This window comes from Segetibacter aerophilus (assembly GCF_007991655.1).
Lineage (GTDB): Bacteria > Bacteroidota > Bacteroidia > Chitinophagales > Chitinophagaceae > Segetibacter > Segetibacter aerophilus.
In genome coordinates, this window is the sequence record NZ_BJYT01000001.1 from 571,344 (window position 1) to 590,666 (window position 19,323).

Annotated in this window: 19 protein-coding genes; 6 read left to right on the plus strand and 13 right to left on the minus strand. The window is 40.6% G+C overall.

Annotated features, from left to right (window positions below):
* Nucleotides 1-154 precede the first annotated feature (154 nt).
* Nucleotides 155-760, plus strand: a complete 606-nt coding sequence (locus SAE01_RS02425) for an NUDIX domain-containing protein (RefSeq protein WP_147201928.1) — start codon at nt 155-157, stop codon at nt 758-760.
* Between the two features lie 34 nt (nt 761-794).
* Here the strand turns inward: SAE01_RS02425 and SAE01_RS02430 are convergent, their stop codons facing one another.
* The 6 genes from SAE01_RS02430 to SAE01_RS02455 all read right to left on the minus strand — a co-directional run bounded on the left by SAE01_RS02430 (nt 795) and on the right by SAE01_RS02455 (nt 6,920).
* A complete protein-coding gene (locus SAE01_RS02430; RefSeq protein WP_147201929.1) occupies nt 795-1,262 on the minus strand; it encodes an RES family NAD+ phosphorylase in 468 nt (155 codons plus the stop codon).
* Nucleotides 1,259-1,780 carry an Xre family toxin-antitoxin system antitoxin gene (locus SAE01_RS02435; protein ID WP_218029052.1) on the minus strand — a complete coding sequence of 174 codons (522 nt, stop codon included), beginning with the start codon at nt 1,778-1,780 and terminating at the stop codon, nt 1,259-1,261. Before SAE01_RS02435 ends, SAE01_RS02430 begins: the two co-directional genes overlap by 4 nt.
* A 153-nt stretch (nt 1,781-1,933) precedes the next feature.
* A complete protein-coding gene (locus tag SAE01_RS02440; RefSeq protein ID WP_147201930.1) occupies nt 1,934-3,514 on the minus strand; it encodes a DHA2 family efflux MFS transporter permease subunit in 1,581 nt (526 codons plus the stop codon).
* Nucleotides 3,515-3,789: 275 nt separating this feature from the next.
* Nucleotides 3,790-4,914, minus strand: a complete 1,125-nt coding sequence (locus SAE01_RS02445) for an HlyD family secretion protein (RefSeq protein ID WP_147201931.1) — start codon at nt 4,912-4,914, stop codon at nt 3,790-3,792.
* Nucleotides 4,915-4,936: 22 nt separating this feature from the next.
* Nucleotides 4,937-6,301 (minus strand): TolC family protein, encoded by a 1,365-nt coding sequence (locus SAE01_RS02450; RefSeq protein WP_147201932.1) that lies wholly within the window; start codon nt 6,299-6,301, stop codon nt 4,937-4,939.
* The gene (locus SAE01_RS02455; RefSeq protein ID WP_147201933.1) at nt 6,291-6,920 is read right to left on the minus strand and encodes a TetR/AcrR family transcriptional regulator; all 630 of its coding nucleotides are present in this window, start codon (nt 6,918-6,920) and stop codon (nt 6,291-6,293) included. Before SAE01_RS02455 ends, SAE01_RS02450 begins: the two co-directional genes overlap by 11 nt.
* A gap of 155 nt (nt 6,921-7,075) precedes the next feature.
* Between SAE01_RS02455 and SAE01_RS02460 the strand changes: the two genes are divergently transcribed.
* Entirely contained in the window at nt 7,076-7,381 is a 306-nt protein-coding gene (locus SAE01_RS02460; RefSeq protein ID WP_147201934.1) for an HNH endonuclease, read from the plus strand.
* A gap of 14 nt (nt 7,382-7,395) precedes the next feature.
* Here the strand turns inward: SAE01_RS02460 and SAE01_RS02465 are convergent, their stop codons facing one another.
* The 7 genes from SAE01_RS02465 to SAE01_RS02495 all read right to left on the minus strand — a co-directional run bounded on the left by SAE01_RS02465 (nt 7,396) and on the right by SAE01_RS02495 (nt 15,668).
* Entirely contained in the window at nt 7,396-9,321 is a 1,926-nt protein-coding gene (locus tag SAE01_RS02465) for a glycosyltransferase family 2 protein (protein WP_246113138.1), read from the minus strand.
* Between the two features lie 179 nt (nt 9,322-9,500).
* Nucleotides 9,501-10,301, minus strand: coding sequence for a glycosyltransferase (locus tag SAE01_RS02470; RefSeq protein ID WP_147201936.1), 801 nt, complete (start codon nt 10,299-10,301; stop codon nt 9,501-9,503).
* A gap of 193 nt (nt 10,302-10,494) precedes the next feature.
* A complete protein-coding gene (locus tag SAE01_RS02475) occupies nt 10,495-10,908 on the minus strand; it encodes a response regulator (RefSeq protein WP_147201937.1) in 414 nt (137 codons plus the stop codon).
* 29 nt (nt 10,909-10,937) lie between these two features.
* Nucleotides 10,938-12,449, minus strand: coding sequence for a D-glycero-beta-D-manno-heptose 1-phosphate adenylyltransferase (gene rfaE2 / locus SAE01_RS02480; protein ID WP_147201938.1), 1,512 nt, complete (start codon nt 12,447-12,449; stop codon nt 10,938-10,940).
* Between the two features lie 92 nt (nt 12,450-12,541).
* Nucleotides 12,542-13,267, minus strand: coding sequence for an SDR family oxidoreductase (locus tag SAE01_RS02485; RefSeq protein WP_147201939.1), 726 nt, complete (start codon nt 13,265-13,267; stop codon nt 12,542-12,544).
* Nucleotides 13,268-13,321: 54 nt separating this feature from the next.
* Nucleotides 13,322-14,305, minus strand: a complete 984-nt coding sequence (locus tag SAE01_RS02490) for a glycosyltransferase (RefSeq protein ID WP_147201940.1) — start codon at nt 14,303-14,305, stop codon at nt 13,322-13,324.
* A 211-nt stretch (nt 14,306-14,516) separates the two neighbouring features.
* Nucleotides 14,517-15,668: a glycosyltransferase family 9 protein gene (locus SAE01_RS02495; RefSeq protein WP_147201941.1), complete on the minus strand. Its 1,152-nt coding sequence runs from the start codon at nt 15,666-15,668 to the stop codon at nt 14,517-14,519.
* A gap of 316 nt (nt 15,669-15,984) precedes the next feature.
* Here SAE01_RS02495 and SAE01_RS02500 point away from each other — a divergent pair, with 316 nt between their 5' ends.
* The 4 genes from SAE01_RS02500 to SAE01_RS02515 all read left to right on the plus strand — a co-directional run bounded on the left by SAE01_RS02500 (nt 15,985) and on the right by SAE01_RS02515 (nt 19,306).
* A complete protein-coding gene (locus SAE01_RS02500) occupies nt 15,985-16,698 on the plus strand; it encodes an HAD family hydrolase (protein WP_147201942.1) in 714 nt (237 codons plus the stop codon).
* Between the two features lie 36 nt (nt 16,699-16,734).
* On the plus strand, nt 16,735-17,190 hold the full coding sequence (locus tag SAE01_RS02505) for a YbhB/YbcL family Raf kinase inhibitor-like protein (RefSeq protein ID WP_147201943.1): 456 nt from the start codon (nt 16,735-16,737) through the stop codon (nt 17,188-17,190).
* Nucleotides 17,191-17,487: 297 nt separating this feature from the next.
* On the plus strand, nt 17,488-18,576 hold the full coding sequence (locus SAE01_RS02510) for a glycosyltransferase family 9 protein (protein ID WP_147201944.1): 1,089 nt from the start codon (nt 17,488-17,490) through the stop codon (nt 18,574-18,576).
* Between the two features lie 124 nt (nt 18,577-18,700).
* Nucleotides 18,701-19,306, plus strand: coding sequence for a TetR/AcrR family transcriptional regulator (locus tag SAE01_RS02515; protein ID WP_147201945.1), 606 nt, complete (start codon nt 18,701-18,703; stop codon nt 19,304-19,306).
* The last annotated feature ends 17 nt before the right edge of the window (nt 19,307-19,323 follow it).

Here is a 19,323-nt window from a genome sequence, read left to right on the forward strand (position 1 = left end):
CAGTACAAGGGTGTGACACAACAATGCTGATAAAGGTTGTTGTGCTGATACCCCAATTATCTTTTATATAAGTTATTGTTGTCAACAGAATTCGTCATTATAGATTGAAAACGAGGTAGCATAACATTTGTATCCTTTTATGTAAAAATTATAAATGGCAAAGAATGTAAGGATCAAATCAACAGAAGTGCTGTCAGATAATTTCTTCCCGTTAAAGAAGGTGAAGTACGAAGTTGAAACCAATAAAGGATCTGTTGAAGAGGTGTCTCGTGAAGTATATCTTTCAGCAAATGGAGCGACTGTTTTATTATATAACAGGGAGAAAAGTACGGTTGTTCTTACCCGACAGTTTCGCCTGCCAGCGTTTTTAAATAACCATCCCTCGGGGATGATGATAGAAACCTGCGCGGGAATTGTAGAAGATAATGAGGACCCATCAGAGGGGATTGTCAGAGAAATAGAAGAAGAGACCGGCTACAAAGTAGAGAAGGTGAAAAAGATTTTTGAGTTGTATAGCACACCTGGTTCTGTTGCAGAAATAATACACTATTACGTAGCAGAATATGACCCTAAGCAGAAAGTAGGTAATGGGGGAGGTTTAGAGGAAGAAAAGGAAGAGATAGACGTGATTGAGCTTCCTTTTGAGGATGCTTTTATTAAAATTCAGTCAGGAGAAATAAAGGATGCAAAAACAGTGATACTGTTACAGTACGCCCGGCTCTACTTATTGCAGGAGGAAAAGGTGTTTGATTTGTTGTAAACGCAAAAGAGGTTGTTAAACGTCGAAACTAAGTTTAAACGTTGCGAGACGCAAACCTGCTGTCAAATTCAAAAGGTTCTACCTCAGTAATGGTTACCTCATTTATTGCAGCATGCAAAGGGTTGATCAGGTAATTTGAATCTCCGGGAACAACTGCAGAAGGCACCCGTAAAGCAAGATATTTTAAACCGGCAGCGAACTGGTCGCCAATTTTCTGGGTGCTATCGGAGTGAGGGTTAGAACGCCAGTCCGTGGGCATGTCTGCTTCCACCAGTTCAAGTATATCTGCAGTGTCAGGAATTTGAATACTGATCAAGAAATAATCTTTGGGTATTATGCCAAGAGGAATATGCATCGAAATTTCAGCAAAAGCTAAAGCGCGTGATTGACTGGTATAAAGCAGGGCGGTTCCTTTACTGTTCCATCGCCCCCCGTATAGTTCTGCCCCTTTCCCCGAAAGGTCGCGGTGGTACTTGCCTTTACTTAGTCTGTAAACAATCATGCTAAAATACCATGTTCTATTCTCCCTAACTCATCACGCACCATGCTAATACCGAATTTTGTATCAAGTAGATCTTTTGGTGTTCTACCACCCAATGAAATTGATTTAGAATTTAACCAAACATCAAAATTGTCTTTATCACCAAATACCTCAACTCCATAGGTGTAGAGCATGCTTACTTCGACAATTCTCTCTGATTGAATAGGTTGAAAAGATTTTTTTTCCTTTTGATTTCGTTGGATAGTTCGTTCGGAGAGCTGCAGATAGTTCGCCCACTCAGTTAGAGAGAAAGGAGTATCAACTACAATTTTACTAAAGTCTTTATAAGAGATGCCATTTCGTACAATATCAATAATGGTCAAAAGATCTTTGTCGTCTGCAGATTTATATGAAAAGAACATTTCTGGTTGCCTTTTTGTTTGTACTTCTGCCATAACCAAAGGTTTATGTTGAGCTTCTTTACCATTACTCTTAGCAGTAGTCTTGACGGTTGTTTTAATAGCAGCATCTCTATTCATATTAAAATTTTGTACGAATTTAGGTAATTTGTCGTAAAAAAGGCGACAACTGTCTAAAAATATTGAAACTATTTTCAATTAAAAAATAAGCAGCCAATTCTTAAACTTTTTTCCTCACCGGTAAGGTTAAGATGCCGAGTTCGAGTATCCTCACTAATGCATTGCCTCCGCCGGGTTAATCTTATTGCCCTTATTTCCTTTTACCATCAACACAAATGGAATGCAAATAAGAAACATCACACCGAGGTACAGGAAAGCATCCATGTATGATAAAACGGCGGCTTGTTTGGTCACCATGTAATCCAACGATTTATAACCCGACTCCAAGGCGCGCTCAGGGGAAATTCCTTTGTTCATAAAGCTATGTTGCATTCCCGCTACTCTTTGTTGGACGAGGGGGTTGTTGATGTCTAGCTTACTCACCAGGTCGTTTCGGTGAGTCATGTTTTGACGGGCCAAAAAAGTAGTGATGGTAGCTACTCCAAATGAACCTCCCAGCTGTCGCATCATACCAGTAAATGCAGCGCCCTGGCCGATTTGCTGACCCTTTAGTGTGGAAAGAGAAAGAGTTGTAATCGGGATAAACAGCATACCCATACCGATACCACGAACAATCAACATCCAGAAGAATGCATCTTTGCTTGTATCGGGCGTAATAATTTTATATCCCCAAAAACTATAGGCAAAAAACAAGAGCATTCCCAGTGCGACAAGGTATTGTTGCGGCACGCCGCGCTGTAGTAACTGACCTATAATCGGCATCATAAAGGCTGTGGTCAATGCCGCCGGTATCATTAGCATACCTGATTGAGTAGCGGTCCAGCCCAATGTTGATTGAGTGTAAAGCGGCACAATGAAAGTGGAGCCATATAAGCCGAATCCTAAAATGAATGATAAAATGGTTCCGACCCTTAGGTTACCGTTTTTTAATACTCTCAGCTCCACGATCGGGTTTCTAAAAGTCAGCTCCCGCCATATAAAAAAGAAGAAACCAAAAACAGCCAACACCGCACAGACGGTGATGCTTAAGCTTTCAAACCAATCTTCGTCTTGCCCTCTTTCCAATACGAATTGTAACGAACCAACTGCCAGCGCTAACAGGCCAATGCCCGCCCAATCAACGTCTTTAGCCGCGCTCTTTTCACCATACTTGGGGCTTCTCACAAATTGAAGCGTAAGCAACGTGGCAATAATACCGATCGGAATATTTATGTAAAATATAAAAGGCCATGAAAAATTGTCCGTAATATAACCTCCTAGCGGTGGTCCCAATGTAGGACCAATAATCACCCCGAGCCCATAAATTGCCTGCGCCATTCCGCGTTTTTCGACTGGGTAACTTTCGGTTATAATGGTTTGCGATGTAACCAGTAACGCACCGCCTCCAACACCTTGCAAAAACCTGAAAATTACGAGCTCAAGGATACCATTTGCATTACCACAAAGAAAGGAGCAGACTGTAAAAAGTATGATTGAAGCAGCAAAATAATTACTTCGTCCAAACTGTTGAGAAAGCCAGCTCGTCATGGGAACGACAATTACGTTACCGATTGCATATGCTGTGATTACCCATCCAACTTCAGTCATGGTAGCGCCAAGGTTACCGCGCATATCGTTCAAAGCAACGTTTACAATAGTGCTGTCTACAATCTCTAACAAGGCACAGAGTATAGCTGTTATTGTTATAATCACACGCCTCGATCCATACTCAACCAACGAATTCGCCTGTTGCATAAAATATTATTATAAAAAATTTATTTTGTTTTACTACAGAAGTTTTTAGCTAGTCGCCATTGTATTGCTGTTCAACATCGTTGCGTCGCACACTTGTACTTTAAACAATATTTGGCAAAAAACCGCCAGGCCGATAAACGCACCTCAAGTCGCTTCGTTCAAACAACCGCATTACTGCTGCATAAAGATTCCAAGTACAAGTGAGTGACACAACAGGAGATGAAGAAAGTTCTGCAGCTGGCACCCACTCTCTTAAACGCAATACCTTCCAGAATTTAATCCAAATGCACGTCAACATCAACGTTCATTCCCGGTCTTAATTGTTTAAGCAGCGTATCATTTGGTTGAGCAAACTCAATTCTTACCGGAAGCCGCTGAACTACTTTCACGAAGTTTCCTGAAGCGTTATCAGGAGGCAATAGAGCAAAGCGGGCGCCCGTAGCCGGTGAAAAAGATGAAAGCTTCGCTTCAAAATCATGACCTGGAAAAGCATCAACATGCACAATCACTTTTTGACCAATACGCATCCTGTCAAACTGAGTTTCTTTGAAGTTCGCAACCACCCATAGGTCGTCGTTAAGTACGATGCTGAACAAAGATTGACCAGCTTGTAGAAACTGACCTGGTTGTACGTTCACTTTAGAAACCAGGCCATCTGCGGGAGCAGTAATTACTGCATAAGACAGGTTCAACTTTGCTTCATCCACATCGACCTGGCGCTGTTTAATAACAGAACTGGCCACCCTTATTTGTGAAGCTGTTGCGCCGCTTTGAGAAGAAATTGCATTGCTCTGAGAAGACGCCTCTTTTCTTTGTTCCTGCAAGATTCGAATTTGTTTCTCAGCAGTTTGCTTGGCTGCTAATGCCTGCTCATATTGTTGCTGGGTGATAGAGTGATCTTTGATAAGATTAGCATAGCGATCAAAATCCTGACTTGCTCTTGTCAAGTTTATTCTAGCCACTTCGATCTGGGCATCAATTGTACCTATAGAAGCCTGCACAGGCGCTATATTAGATTGAGCTGCAGATGTTGAAGTTCTTGCTACACCCAGGTTGCTTTGAGCGGTTGCTAAAGCGGCCTCAGCTTGTTCGATTTTGAGTTTCAAATCTCTCTGATCTAAGATTAACAGCGTATCTCCTTTGTGTACCCGTTGGTTATCTTTAACCCTTACCTCGTCAACGTAGCCTGATACTCTCGGTATAACAGGACTAATGTTAGACTCTACCTGGGCATCGTCTGTTTCTTCATGATGCTGGCCATGGATGTATTTTGACGTTCCAAACCAACCGCCCGCAACAATCAGTAATAATAAAATGATCGGGAAAACCTTGCTACGCTTCGGCTTGGCTACAGTTGTAGTGGTAACAGTTTCCTTTTTTAAGTTTGCTTGAGTGTCCATATAAATTAATTGTGCTAGTTTTTTATTTAGTTTCTGTTTTGTTGAGTAAGAGGCCTGCGGTCTGCAGCAATTTGTTGTACGCTACCGAAGCATCAGCTTTTGCAAATGCAGCGTTTAACCGGGCTTGCAGTTGTGCTACATCAGCATCAAGTAGGTCTGTTGTGGTTGCCAACTGGTTTTGGAATTTATTTCTTACGATCTTAAAATTCTCTTCCGCTTGTGCGATTGCTGTTTGGTATACTTCAATTTTTTTTCTTGAAGACAGGTAGTTTTGATAAGCCTGGTTCACTTCCAAACGCACGTTATCGTTCAATATTTCCTCACTTGCCTCAACCTGTTTTTCTCTCGCTTTGGCTTGCTCAACCTGCGAATTTTTCCACAGAGATGACAAACTGTATTGTACACCTACACCTACGTTCACTGCATTCGTAACAGTAAATACATTGGGAATGTCTGCGGCAACATAGCCACCAGTAACTGCAACCGATGGAAAGCTTCCTCCTTTCGCAGCTTTTACACCTGTGTTTGCAGCTTTCTTACGCAACGCTAATGCAGCAATGTCTTTCCGGTTTTGCGTGCTTAATTGTACATATTCTTCGACAGGTTTCAACTGTACGTCTGACAATTGAAGATCTGTTTCATTAACCGTCAACACTGTTGTATCTGGTAAACCTAACATTAGGTTCATGTTTATGTTTGCAAGTCGCCAGTTGTTTTCCGCATCTAATAATGAAAGCTCCGTATTCGATTGTTGCAACTGCGCTTTCAACAAGTCATTCCTTGGAAGGATGCCGTTTTTTTCAAGGTTTGAAAAATCCTTTACTCTCTGGCGGGCTCCTTGTAAGCTTTCATTGACAAGTTCAACTGCGGCTCTTGACTTATATAGATTATCAAACGCATTAATGGTATTTAGCACAACTGCTTCGCGGTCGTTGTCAGCATCGAGCTTTGCAGCTTCTTCGAGATATTTAGATGATTCTATTCCATATCTAATTCTCAATCCCGAATAAATGGGTAAGGATGCATTGAGCATACCATAAATAGCTGACGAAGGTTTGCCTGCGCTCTCCTGCGGTGTTCCCAACGTTCCCGAGCCACCGGAACTATTGGTAGACTTACTTTGAACGTTTATATTAGGATTATTCAAACGGAGGTAAGAGCCCGATGCTTTAATCTCGGGTAGCTTGCGCTCCAGAGCTTCTCTCATTGATGCCGTAGCCTCTTCTATTCTTGCTTTGCTGCCTTTTAGTTGTTTGCTATTCTTAATGCTCAGGTCGATAGCTTCCTTCAGTGTTATCACTCTACCTTGCTGTGCGAGTAGTTGGTCTGGATTTGTAAAAACTGCAGTTAACAGTATTACAAATGCTAATAGAAATTTATGCTTCATAGTTCAATAGTGCTTTAAATAAGAATTTTATGTGAATGCTTAATTTTTGCTTGATTTGCTCAAAAAACTGGTCCTGCGGAACATTTTGTAGATCGTTAAACTCCTGGTAGTACTCAAGTGTGAGCATTGTTTGGGTGATGCAGCCAATAAGGGTATTCATCAGCAGCAAGACATCTACCTTTTTTTTGAATTCCTTTTTTTGCTGCCCGTCTTTTATAAGTTTGGTAATCGACTCGATGTTTCTCTTCTTCATCTCACCAATGAGCTTTATGATTGCCGGGTTTTTGTTAATAACCTGCTCACACATCATAATTTTAAAAAATTGCTGCTTTTGCATTACCCTTTCAATATAAGAATCTACCAGGCTCTCCATTTTCTGCAAAGAGCTCATCTGTTCATTATGCAACAGACTTTCTATCTGCATATTGATATCTTCTGATCTTCTCGAAAAAAGGGCTTCCATTAATTTTTCCTTTGACCCGAAATAGTACGAAATCATCGCAATGTTGACTCCTGCTTCATCTGCAATGTCTCTTACCGATGTACCATCAAACCCATTGGAAGAAAACAGACGTTCAGCAGTCGTTAAAATTTGTATCTGTTTGTCGCTATAATTCATAATTCTGAATTGGAGCTGCAAAATTAAACAAACGTTTAATTTAAATCAAACATTTGTTTAATTTTTTTTTTTTGGGGACTTTTTCGTTAACGCTTTAATAACATTTTGAAGTTTTTAAGTGTTGCGTAGGTGCAAGCAGGTATATCAATTGCTTCATGATGGCTGTGGAAATAATCAACATTTGTCTTCTTTGCGGACGCCAGTTGGCAGAACCTTCGAACAAACACCATTTAATTCCTGTAAGCAAGGGCGGCAAAAACACGCCTACTATTCTATTACATAAAATCTGCCATGATAAAATACACGCTGTCTTTACGGAGAATGAATTGAAGCGCGAGTACAACACGATCGAGCGTTTGCAGCAACGGGAAGAGATCAGCAGCTTTATTAAGTGGGTGCGGAAAAAGGAACCCGAGTTCTATGATAAATCTGTTAAGACGAAAAGTAGAAGGCTGAAATAAAACAGCCTCTACCATTACAATGGCTGAGGCTGAGAATAATAAGTTTTATCACTAGCTGCTCTTTGATGAGTTGCAGAAAACTGAGGTTCTACTTTATTTGTCTGTATGGCTTCTTTGTTCTTGAAGTTTTGAATCACCTGCCGGAAAAACTGCACCAGGTCCTCTACATGGGTATCAAACATAAACACCTGTCGCTGGCTCCAGGTGTTTTCCCTTAAGCACGACATCAAAGTTTTGTTTCTCATCAATCTACCTAGTTCTTCCATATCGTCGAATAAAAGTCCTATCTCCAGCTTCTTAACCACTGATTGGATGGCTACGATATGTTCTGCATTGTCTCTTTGTAACATTGGGACTCCGGCAAGTGCAAGGGTAGCCATCCTTGCAGGAATATTGAGATCATCCCAATTAGAACGTTTGACTTCGCCCCTGTTCTCACTTTGAAAGAAATGAAGCCATCCTGCGTCATATTGCGAAAACTCTTTGACCCAATTTTCCTGGTCAACGTTTGGATGAATGTGAAGGAAACCCGGAGCCATCAACTGCGTTTTTTCAATCCACTGCTTCCATTGGCCATGTGTAAAGTCGCCGTAAAAGTGGACGTGAATTTTTTGGGCAGCTAGTTCTACAACAGTATGAGGATGTAACCCAATAGGTCTGCCTGGTACAACTGTGTGAAATTCTCCAGGAGTGCTTTCTGACAATAGTTTCGATTGAGGTTGATCAAACCAATCTTTTTTTGGCAAATCTCCATCTAGCACATAATCGAGTGAATGCTTCTCTTTAGTGATGAAATCATCCAACCACCATTTCATCTCTTCGCTCGTATAAATGCGGCCATCAGCCTTGTTGTAAAGCTCAATCATTTCATTCCAGGTGCCCTTTTCCAAACAAATAAAAGGACCTTCTTTAAAATGCCACACAAATGGAATCCCTGTATTTGCTTTTAAAACTTCATGACAAAGCGGAACCGCCTGCCAATTTAGTAAAGCGTATATCACATCAGGTTTGATCCTTTTTATCTCCTCTTCCCAATTTTCCTTAGAAATATCTTCAACGTGATCAAATGGGAGAGGACCGACGTAGTTATACCAATAAGGCTCCTCCATCCACAAGCCGAACAGTTTATGGCCTTGTTCTTCAAGTGCTAAAACTCGTTCTGCGTTATATGCAAGCTCACCAACCAGTAAGATTTTTAGACCATTTTCTTTTAGCGGAGTAGATACTCTTTCCCGGTAGGGCGCATAACGCTCTACCTCGTTCATAAAATTGCCTTTGGTAGTATGGTAGATCAGGGGCTCGCCAATATTATAATAAGACCTGAAAGTATTGATGCCGCCAATGGGCTCCTGCATTATCTTGTACCGCTGATTCGGATGGTCGACCCACTCGCAAGTAAGTTGGTTTGTAAGCACCCTTTCACCTTGTAGTTTGTTCCAGAACAAACGGTTCAGGTCGTCGCTTTCCAGCTCTTTTCTATCCAGCCAGCGCTCCTCCGTTTTTCTATGCATCACCTGTACAAGTTGTAGCCATTCATCGTTCACAACACCTTTAGCACTCCTGTTATAATGGTGACGAATGGACGAATATGCTAAAACAGCTCCTTCATTTTGCTCAAGTACATCAAGTAAAGATTGCAGGTGATCAACATATATAACATCGTCTGAAGGAAGATAAGTTATGTAAGAACCAAAGGCAATGGACATCCCAAAATTCAAACAAGCACCTAAGCCTTTGTTATACTTGTTTCTATAATATCTAATTCTTTTATCCTGCAAAAAGGGTTGAACAGTTTCTTCGGTATTATCAGGAGAGCCATCATTTATGATGATCAACTCCCAGTCAGTAAAAGACTGCTCGAGTAAGGATGCGATTGCACGACGAATAAATAACTCGTGTTTATAAGTAGGCATTATTACTGAAACAGCCGGATTTTTCATCTCCATATGATTTTGCTTAATTCTTCTTTTAGTTTGCCAGCCTTTGTTCTTTATTGATCTTTTGTTGTGTCACTCACTTGTACAGCCGTTTTTATAGCAGCAGGCATATCTCGAATCCCTTTTCTCTATGAAGTTGGTTTCACTATACTATCTTCCCTAAAGCCTAAATGATTACTTGTTTAGATTTCCAGGAATTCTGGTGCATTCACCTTTCTATCAGGGACAGTGGTTTCCAATTCCTGGTGATACACGCCGCTGGGAATAATTGCACACCCGCCGTATTTCTTCATCACCCGTAACTGGGCCAGTACGTCTTCTCCGCAATGTTTATCAGGCAATTCTTTCCAAAACGAAAAACCGCCTACTTCTCTCAACATATCGGTGTTGTACATTACACATCCACCAACCCAGGCAATTTTATAGGGCATAGGATTACCAGGAGTAGCGTTGAATTTTTGTTCAATGTGATAAATGTTCGCGGCATTGTGTACCCGGTATCTTTCCCATTCCCGGCTTTTTGGGACAATGGTTTCTGGTGTTATCTCTCCCTCCCAAAATTCTATTTCCTGCTGGTGCGGGCGGATGTCGTTTTTATAGCTCAAACCTATAACGGCACATCCAACGAAACCGATAGAATATTTTTCTAGCATCTCCTTCATATTTTTAACAACGAACGGATCGAGGATCAAATCGTCGTCCAAAAACAGGCTGTACTTCGACGAAGAATGATCTAATAAAAACTGGCGTTGCTGAGCCATCCCTTTGGGCGGAAGATTTTTAAGAATGGCAACAGGCGATCCTTTTATTTCGAGTAATCTTTTTATGGTCTGTAATGTTGCGTCGGTTTCTAACGCATCATCAGCAGATTGATCAGCTATTACAATATTGAAGTTGGTTTCCGTCTGGTAGTATAGACTTGTAAGTGTAACAGCTAGCGCTTTTACTCTTTTATATGTAGGAATTAAAATAGTAATATCCATAACCGTGATAAGGTCATTTATTAAATTAGAAACAAAAGTTTTTATACATCATTTTCACTTTAGAGAATTTATCCATAAAAACTAAAGATGCATTTACAGGTGCCGATAAACGAAATGCGACGCAACAATTATGCTATACAATCTGGGGCCCGTGCGCCAATAAATTTATATTGCTCTTAGCAACCGATGCCAACTATTCCGGTACTTTACTTTTTAGCCAATAGCTTACAATATCAATAAGTGACTGTTTCAATTCGCTAAAACTGCTGTCTTTTAGGAAGATACCGTTTACGCCTAAATCATAAGCTTTTTGAACCTGCTGGTTCGACATTGCAGATGACCAAAAAACAAAGGGAATACTGGTGTACCTGGTATTCTCCCGTTGCAGCAATTGTTCTTTTAATTCAAATCCATCCATTTTCGGCAGGTTAACATCGGAAAGAATAAGAAAGGGAACAACCTTTTTATCTTCTAAAAACTTGAGAACTTCTTCACCATTCTTAAAAAATAACAACGGGTTTTTATAGTCCAATTCTTTCCAAACGTCTTCTATAAATTCCTTGTCGTCGCCATCGTCGTCTACTATTAAAATCGGTTGGGTGTTCATGGATAGGTGTTATGCAATCTTCGTTGCTTTTAGTTTAGCTGTGCCTTCGAAAGATCCTTCGATGAAACTTCAATTTCCACTTCGTGATTAATGTCTCGAATTTTATTAATAATGTGTGTTGTGGAATGTTCTTCTATATAAGGAACGATTTTAACCTCGCATCGAAGCTTCTCCAGCAAGGGCGCCTCTGGTATAGAAGTTTCAGTATAGTTTCCTCCTTTTACAAAAACGTCAGGGTGAACTTCTTTGATCAACTCTACGGGGCTTTCGTCTTCGAAGGCAACGAGGTAGTCCACGCTTTGTAGGCCGGCCAGCACAGTTATTCGATCTTCCAAATTATTGATGGGCCTTTCAGGGCCTTTCAGTTTTCTAATGCTATTATCATTATTTACCCCTACAATTAACACATCGCCTGCTTCACGAGCTTTGTTTAGCAGGGCAATATGTCCCTTGTGAATGATATCAAAACAGCCGTTTGTAAAAACGATCTTTTTACCCTGTTTTTTCAAATCCTTCAATATTTCCAATAACTGCCCTGTTTGAGTAATGTATTTAGGAACAGCGGTGAAGTAGGCTTTTAACTCAATATTAGAACAGCCGACGGTGCCTTCTTTTTGCACTACAACGGCTGCTGCAGCTGCGGCTATTTGTGCCGCAACTTCACCTTTTACTTTCGAGGCCAGTGACAATGTGAGGGCGCTTATGAAAGTATCGCCAGCGCCAATAGCTCTCTTATGATCCTGGGGAACTGCCAGAATTCTGTATGCTGATTTTCCTTTTTCAAGAAATAAAACGCCATCCACATCGAGCGTTACAGCCACCTTATTTGCACCTGTTATGTCGTGTAGTTTCTTGCTATACTCAAGCACCTGGTCGGCCCGGTTGTAACTAGCTTTTTCGATTTGCAGCAGCTTAATTGTTTCTTCATAGTTCGGCTTTACTGCATCCGGCTTTAATGTTTTAAACCTGCTTAAGTCTCTTGCGTCAGCAACAAGAATTTTATGCCCCTGTGACTGTAATTCTTTCAAGCCATCAATAATTCCACATGTAATAACACCGAAACCATAATCAGAAACAATGATGGCGTCTAAAGTTGGATGCAACGAGGTTATATGCTGAAGCATCTCGCTTTCACAAATTTTGGTAATAGGAGAGGTAGTGCCTTCGTCAATTCGCATCAGCTGGTGCGAAGCAGATGTAATCCTTTTCTTTGCAATAGTCACCCTTCCTTTATCGCGCAAAATATAGTCCGTATGTACCTTATGTTTTTTTAGCACTTCCATCAGTTCACGCGAACTGGAGTCTTTTCCAACAACCGTAAGAAAGTAAGTATCTGCACCAAGTGCTGCAACATTAATAGCCGTGTTAGCAGCCCCTCCGCATTGATGTTCCTGCTCGTCTACATTAAACACAAGAACAGGTGCCTCACGACTTACCCGGTCAGGAGCACCTTTTACATATGTGTCTAAAATAGCATCACCAATTACCAGAACTTTCATGTTCTTGAAATTCCCGATGATGTCGCTCAATTTCTCTTTCATGAGTTGTTTTTTTAAAGTTGACAGATGTTGGATGACAGTTGACAGAATTTGAACCTTTTTCTGTCAACTGTCATCTGCACCCATCATCTCCTCTACGGCCAGGAAGTCTCTGTCATTGGCACTACCATTACTTCGGGTATCACAGAAGTCGCTGGCATGCACAATACAAATTTTACAGTATCTGCTACTTCTTTAGGATCCTGCAACACGTTTAACGGAGTATCTGGAAAACGCTCCAGGATGAACGGTGTTTGCATACCACCTGCAACCACTGCTGTAACTTTTATCTTGTCTTTTCTAAGTTCTGCATGTAAAGCATGGCTAAGGCCTAACAACCCCCATTTACTTGCATGATAAGCGGATGCATTTGGCCATGCTCTTTTAGAAGCAGTTGACGCAATGTTCACAATATGACCTGCACCATTAGATTTAAAATGAGCATAAATAGCCTTCGATACGTTGAATGGTCCTACAAGGTTTACATCAATTACCTGCTGAAATTGATTATTACTTATTTCATCAATAGCCAACGTATAATCTATACCTGCGTTATTTATAACCGCATCGATTTTTTTGTATTTGTCAATTATCTTATTGATAACCTCTTCCACGTTATTCACGTCTGCCACGTTCATTTGAAAACCTTCAATCTGTCCGCCAGTGCCTTTAATTTCTTCTGTAATTTTTGTAAGGTTGTCGGGTTTTACGTCTACTGGTATTACAGTAGCTCCATCCGCTGCAAGTGATCTGCAGATTGCGGCTCCTAATCCTTGTCCCCCGCCTGTTACCAGTATAACTTTTCCATTTACAGTGCTCATAATTCTCTTTTGAGTTGTTTGTTTTGTTTTTAAAATTTATGTCTATAAAATTTTTTAAGCAACCCTGTATAACCTGTTCTTTTTGGCAGAAGCCTGGCTGATTACTTTCTCAAAAGTGTTTAGCCAATCCTGCTTGAAACGCTCTATATTAAATCTTTCATTGGCATATGCTTGTGCGCCCCTTCCCAGTTCCATCGCCTTTTCGTGGTCGTCTAAAAGCATCTGCATCTTTTCGATCAGAAAGTCAACATCCGTATGTACATATCCTGAGTAATCGTTCTTTACTGTAACCACCATTTCAGTAGTGGCCAGTCCGACAACAGGTACTCCGGTCATCATAGCTTCACAGACCGAAAGGCCAAGACTCGTATACCTAATCGGATTAAAGAAGAAGCGGTATTTTGCTATAAACGATGAAAGCTCCCTGTTATTAATTTCTCCTAATCCACCGGCATCCTCCGAAAACATTCCTACTATATCCAACGGAATTTTTTCGCTTACTTTTCTAAACACGTCATAACCTAATCGTCTGCCTCTTTTTACTATTCCATTAATTACTACGATCCCCTTGTTAAGTTCGCCGGTATACTGCACCTGTTTATCAACTATTACACCATGGTCAATTACAGTAGATGGAGTTTGATTATTATCCCACATCAGGTTATTAAAATGGGTGACGTGAACCAGTAACATGTTTGCATCGTCCACAACATGCTTCGTATCGGTCGGCACTTCCCGAGGCGGGTCATGCTCTAGATAAATTTTAGGCAACGCCCTTTGCTCTTCGCTCAGTATGGTATATTGATCTTCGAGATAATTCTTTTTTGACTGAAACAAGATGCAGTCAAACTCAATGTTTTTTACATCCTCGGCCGGAACGTCAATCACATTATCACCCCAGGGAAAGCTTGGTGTTCTGCCACCATAACCTTCTTCTGTGCTGTTTTTCTTGGGTAAGTAAAAAGTGCAGGAAGTCTGTGTCAGGTAGTACAAATAACTTCCGTGAATGTGCCATGTTAATACTCGTAATGGTTTCATAAGTCCGATGTTCTAGTGTAGTTTTAGTGATGTAGTCAATTTTATTATTCTTATTCAGCCGGCTCCGTATCTCTCTTCAGCTTCTCTTGCGTCGCACACTTGTACTTTATCTTTTTATTCTTCTTAGTTTGTGCTTTTTCAAAGGCTTTTTTACTTTTTGCCAATAATTTTCCCGCAACGCTACTAGCAGACAAAAGCGTCGAAACGACTTTCAACTGCTAATCGCGTTCATCTCAACAGTTCGAATGTTGGTACTTTTATCAATGCTGTTTTCTTGTGGAAGCAAACCATCGACTGCCTTGAGAACTTGTTCAATTGAAATGTCTCTTGTAAAAGAAACCGGGTGATCACAGCTTTCAGTTTGCGGTTCAAAAGGATAAGGATCATTGGGCACAATACCACAAATGGGACACTCCATTTTCCAGGAAATCAAAGGGCGATGAATAGTTCGCGTAAGCGGTCCCCAGTTAATAAGGTTAGGAGCCCAATAAAAACCAATCGTAGGAGTGTTGACTGCTCTTGCCAAATGAAGCGGGCCCGTATCGGCCGCGATCATTACTGCTGCTTGCGATAACAAGGCAGAAAGTCCGCCCAAACTAAAATTACCACAAGCATTCACAGCGGTGTAATTCATTGTATCAATTATATCGTCTATTACCTGCCTGTCTTCGGCAGCTCCAGTAAAGACAACTTCCAAATTTCGTTGTCTAAGGGCATCGGCAAGCCCTCCATAATTTTCTAGAGGCCACATGCGCCTGGTATCCATTGCAACCGGGTGAAGAACAATAAAAGGCTGATTTTGCAAGGTTGACAAAAAGCTCTTTACTTCATCTCTGTCTGTCGCTAAAACCTGAAGCTCTGGTTCTAGTGAAGGGGTTTCGGCTCCTACCAGTTTTACCACCTCTAGAAACCGGATTACCTCACTTTGATAATAGTAATAGTCTATAGATCTGTCTAGCTTTTCGGCTTTTTCACAGGTCAGTCCAACCGTTAATCTTGCTCCAAATTGTTTGATGAAAGGATTTGCCGAAATGCCATTTCCCTGGAAGTTCAAAACAACATCAAAATGCTCATTTCGCATTTGCGCCAAAAATGCATCAATTTCATTCAAATCTTCCGCTTCACCTGCTTCATTTCTAATGCCTTTTTTTACAGGCACAACAACGACCCGGTCAATTGGCGAACGACCCTTCGCTAAGAATTGCTGATGCCATGACTTACCTAGAAGAACAATTTCTGCGTTGGGATAGGTTGTGCGTAACGCTTTTAAAGCGGGAAGTGTAACGATAAAATCTCCTAAAGCATTTGCCCTTAAAACTGCTATTTTCTGTACGTTTTTTAATTTGTCTTCGGATTGCAACATTTTCTTCTAAGTCTTCATTTTATCCTTTCGTAACTCATTCATTATAAGAAAAATATTATGCCTTGCTGCCTCATGCGTTGTGGTAACGCCAACTACTGTTATTAATATAAAATAAAATAGATTTCTTTTTACTAAAAAGGATTGTAGAGAAAATTTCTCATTTCTCCACGCGAAATTTGAACAACGGAAGGCCTATGCAAACGCCTCTATAAATTTCTTTCTTCTGTAAAATTTATTAAAAAAGTATTACTTCGCCTTTTTAAAGCATGGCTAAAAATTTTTAAACCAAGCTGAAATTCTTAATACCAATTTTTTAATGAACGAAAATTTCGAAACCACCCTTTCTTCAAATGAAACTGCTGAAATGCTTCCTTTTAAAGGTGTCATCTTCGACATGGATGGAACTTTATTAGAAAGTACTGAGGCAGATTACAGGGCATGGGAGAAGGTGTTTAATGATTACAACCAGGAACTTCCTTTTGAGAAATATGCACCGATGCTGGGCGTTAAAAGCGCAGACGTTATAAAAAACGAAATTGGCTTTAGTGACGAACAGGATATCAAAAGAATACTCAAAGAGAAGTTTGATTATTTTGTTGAGTATGTAAATGAAAATCCTATTAAACCTGTATTTGCTGCAGAGACCTTTTTAAAGAGCCTCGATCAATACAGCGTAAAAGTTGCACTCGCTACCAGTTCAAGAAAAGAAAAGATGCAGATGGTTTTAGAGCAACTAAACTTCCTTCAATATTTCGACGCAGTCGTTACCGGTAACGAGGTGACTCACGGTAAGCCAGCCCCTGATATATTTCTTCTTGCAGCAGAAAGGCTCGGACTTAGACCTGAAGATTGTATGGTTATTGAAGATGGACCGATTGGAGTATCTGCCGCAAAAAGTGCAAACATGAAATGTGTAGCTATTACTGAAACACACAATGCAGAACAACTATATGCTGCCGACCTCATTATCGACACCTACGAACATGCAGACATAAAAGACATCACCAGCAGATTGATAGCTGTTTTATAAATTTATAAGACCACCTTAACCAGAAAAAATTATAACATGACAATAAAAAGTGTTTTCGATCACGCTACAGAAATTCCTAAGAACTATACCTGCTTTGGACCCAATGTTAATCCACCTCTTTTCATAGATGAAGTGCCGGAGGAAGCCAAAAGTCTTGTCCTGATTTTTGAAGATTTGAATTCAGCTCCCCTGTGGACGCACTGGATGTTATTCAACATTCCTGTTACAACGACGGAGATAAAAGAAGGCGAAGTTCCTCAAGGTGCTGTGGAAGGTTTGGCAAATAATCACACACATGGTTACGAAGGCCCTTGCCCAAAGTATTTTGAAGGAATACATCACTACCGTTACCGGCTGTTTGCGCTGGGTATTGAATTAGATCTACCTGCAGCTAGCGAGAGAGATATAGTTGAGCAACAAATGGAAGGACATGTAGTTGCGAAGGCTGACCTCGAAGGAATTTGCAACTCAAACTCGCCAATGTTTGCGTAATTATAAATAGAACTGCTTCTAACCAGGCAAAGTGTTGTCCTCAAAAAGTACAGCACTTTGCCTGGTTTTTTCTATAGTATTCTCTGCAGTAGCCCGCACTAGCTGGTTTCAGTCTATTTTGAAATCCATCCATAAAACATTCAAACTCTTCTACAACTCGGTTAAAGTTGATGAAACGTTTGCACACAAAGTGAGTGAGCGTTTGCTAAGAGTACTAAAGTTTTCACGGAAGACCTTTATAATGAGTTGTATTATAATAATTACTACTATGGTCTGAAATATGATCAGCAGACAGTGATGATAAAGAAGATAGCCGTTTTAAGAGCCAATGCCCTTGGCGATTACATTTTTGTTTTACCTGCTTTGCAGGCACTTAGAGAAACATTTGCAGATGCAGAAATTGTTTTGTTGGGGAGACAATGGCACAAAGAATATTTAGCCATGCGTCCCGGACCGGTAGATCGGGTAGTGGTAGTTCCTTTATACCCCGGTATCAGCGAGCGAGAAGGTTACATTCCTGATGAAGAGGAGTTGTCAAAGTTTTTTTCAGAAATGCAGAATGAAAGTTTTGACCTTGCTTTTCAGTTACATGGGGGCGGCCGCAACTCTAATCCTTTCTTGCTAAGACTGGGTGCTAAAACTACCGTTGGCCTTAAGACACCTGATGCTGCAGCGCTTGATATCAATGTGCCTTATGTTTATTACTTCAACGAGACCATGAGATATCTTGAAGTGGTGGGTCGGGTAGGTGCTAAAACAAGAAACATTCAACCGTCAATTTCGGTAATAGAAAAGGATATTGAGGAGGCAAGGCAGGTAGTTAAAAATCCAGCTGCGAAACCGGTCGCTATCATTCATCCCGGCGCAAGTGATATCAGGAGACGTTGGCCGGGAGAAAATTTTGCAAGAATTGCAGATCATCTTGCTGAACTTGGTTTTCATGTTTGCATAACCGGTCTTGCCTGGGAACGGGAGATTGTAGACGCTGTTATAAACAATGTAGTTTATAAAGACTGTGTTCAGGATCTCTCCGACAAGCTATCGCTCGGTGGAACGACCGGCTTGTTATCATTTGCTGATATAATCATATCAAACGATACCGGTCCTTTGCACGTTGCCAGGGCTTTGCAAAAACCTTCTGTCGGCATTTTCTGGTGCGCGAATATTATCAACGCGGCTCCTATGACAACCACCCTCAATCGAAACCTCTTATCGTGGACTTTAAATTGTCCTTTATGTGATCTGTCGTCTTTTAAATTTAATGAAACAGCAAGCACTTGTGACCACAATACTTCTATGGTTGCCGATGTGACTATTGAAGAAGTAAAGGAGGCAATCGATGAAGTCTTAGACACAGCATTGTCGGTTCAAATGAATGTTGCGTAGCAGAAAAAGACAAAAGAAAAAGAACGCATTACTTCTCTCAGCATCGCCTCTTTTATTTTTTTTGCTTTTTATTAAACCAACTCCAATTACCTTTGTTTAACAATTTTGTCAAACATAACTGTAAATGCCGGTTAAAGACTGTAAGACGGAGCAATTGATTAAGGATACGGCTAAACGTATTTTTATTACTGAGGGTAAAATGTCGGCAACCACGCAAGACATTGCGGATGCGGCTGGGGTTAACCGAACTTTGTTGCATTATTATTTCCGCTCGCGGGATGTATTGTTCAATATGGTTTTTAAAGAAGCGCTTACAAAATTGAGAGAGCGTTTACACGAAGTACTAGGCTCTGGCCTGCCTTTTAAAATGAAAGTCGAGAACCTTGTAAATGTGTTTTACGAAGAGCTAATCAAATCGCCTTACTTAGAAACTTTCATTGCACTCCATCTGAATCAACACCCTGACAAGTACGAGGAAATGTTTACAGGCTTACCGGGCGGGAAGGAGCGTTTGAAAAATTTTCTCAAAGAAATTCAATCAGAAATGGAAAAAGGAAGCATTGCCGAGATGAAGCCTTTGAACTTTTTTATTAACCTTTTTGCTTTGATGGCATATCCATTTGTAGCAAGACCTATTTATCTGAAGATGTTTGATCTGACTGACCAGGGCTACAATAAGATTTTACTTGAGCGTAAAAAGAACATTATTTCAATGCTTTTTTTAAAATAGATATATTTTTTAAAGCA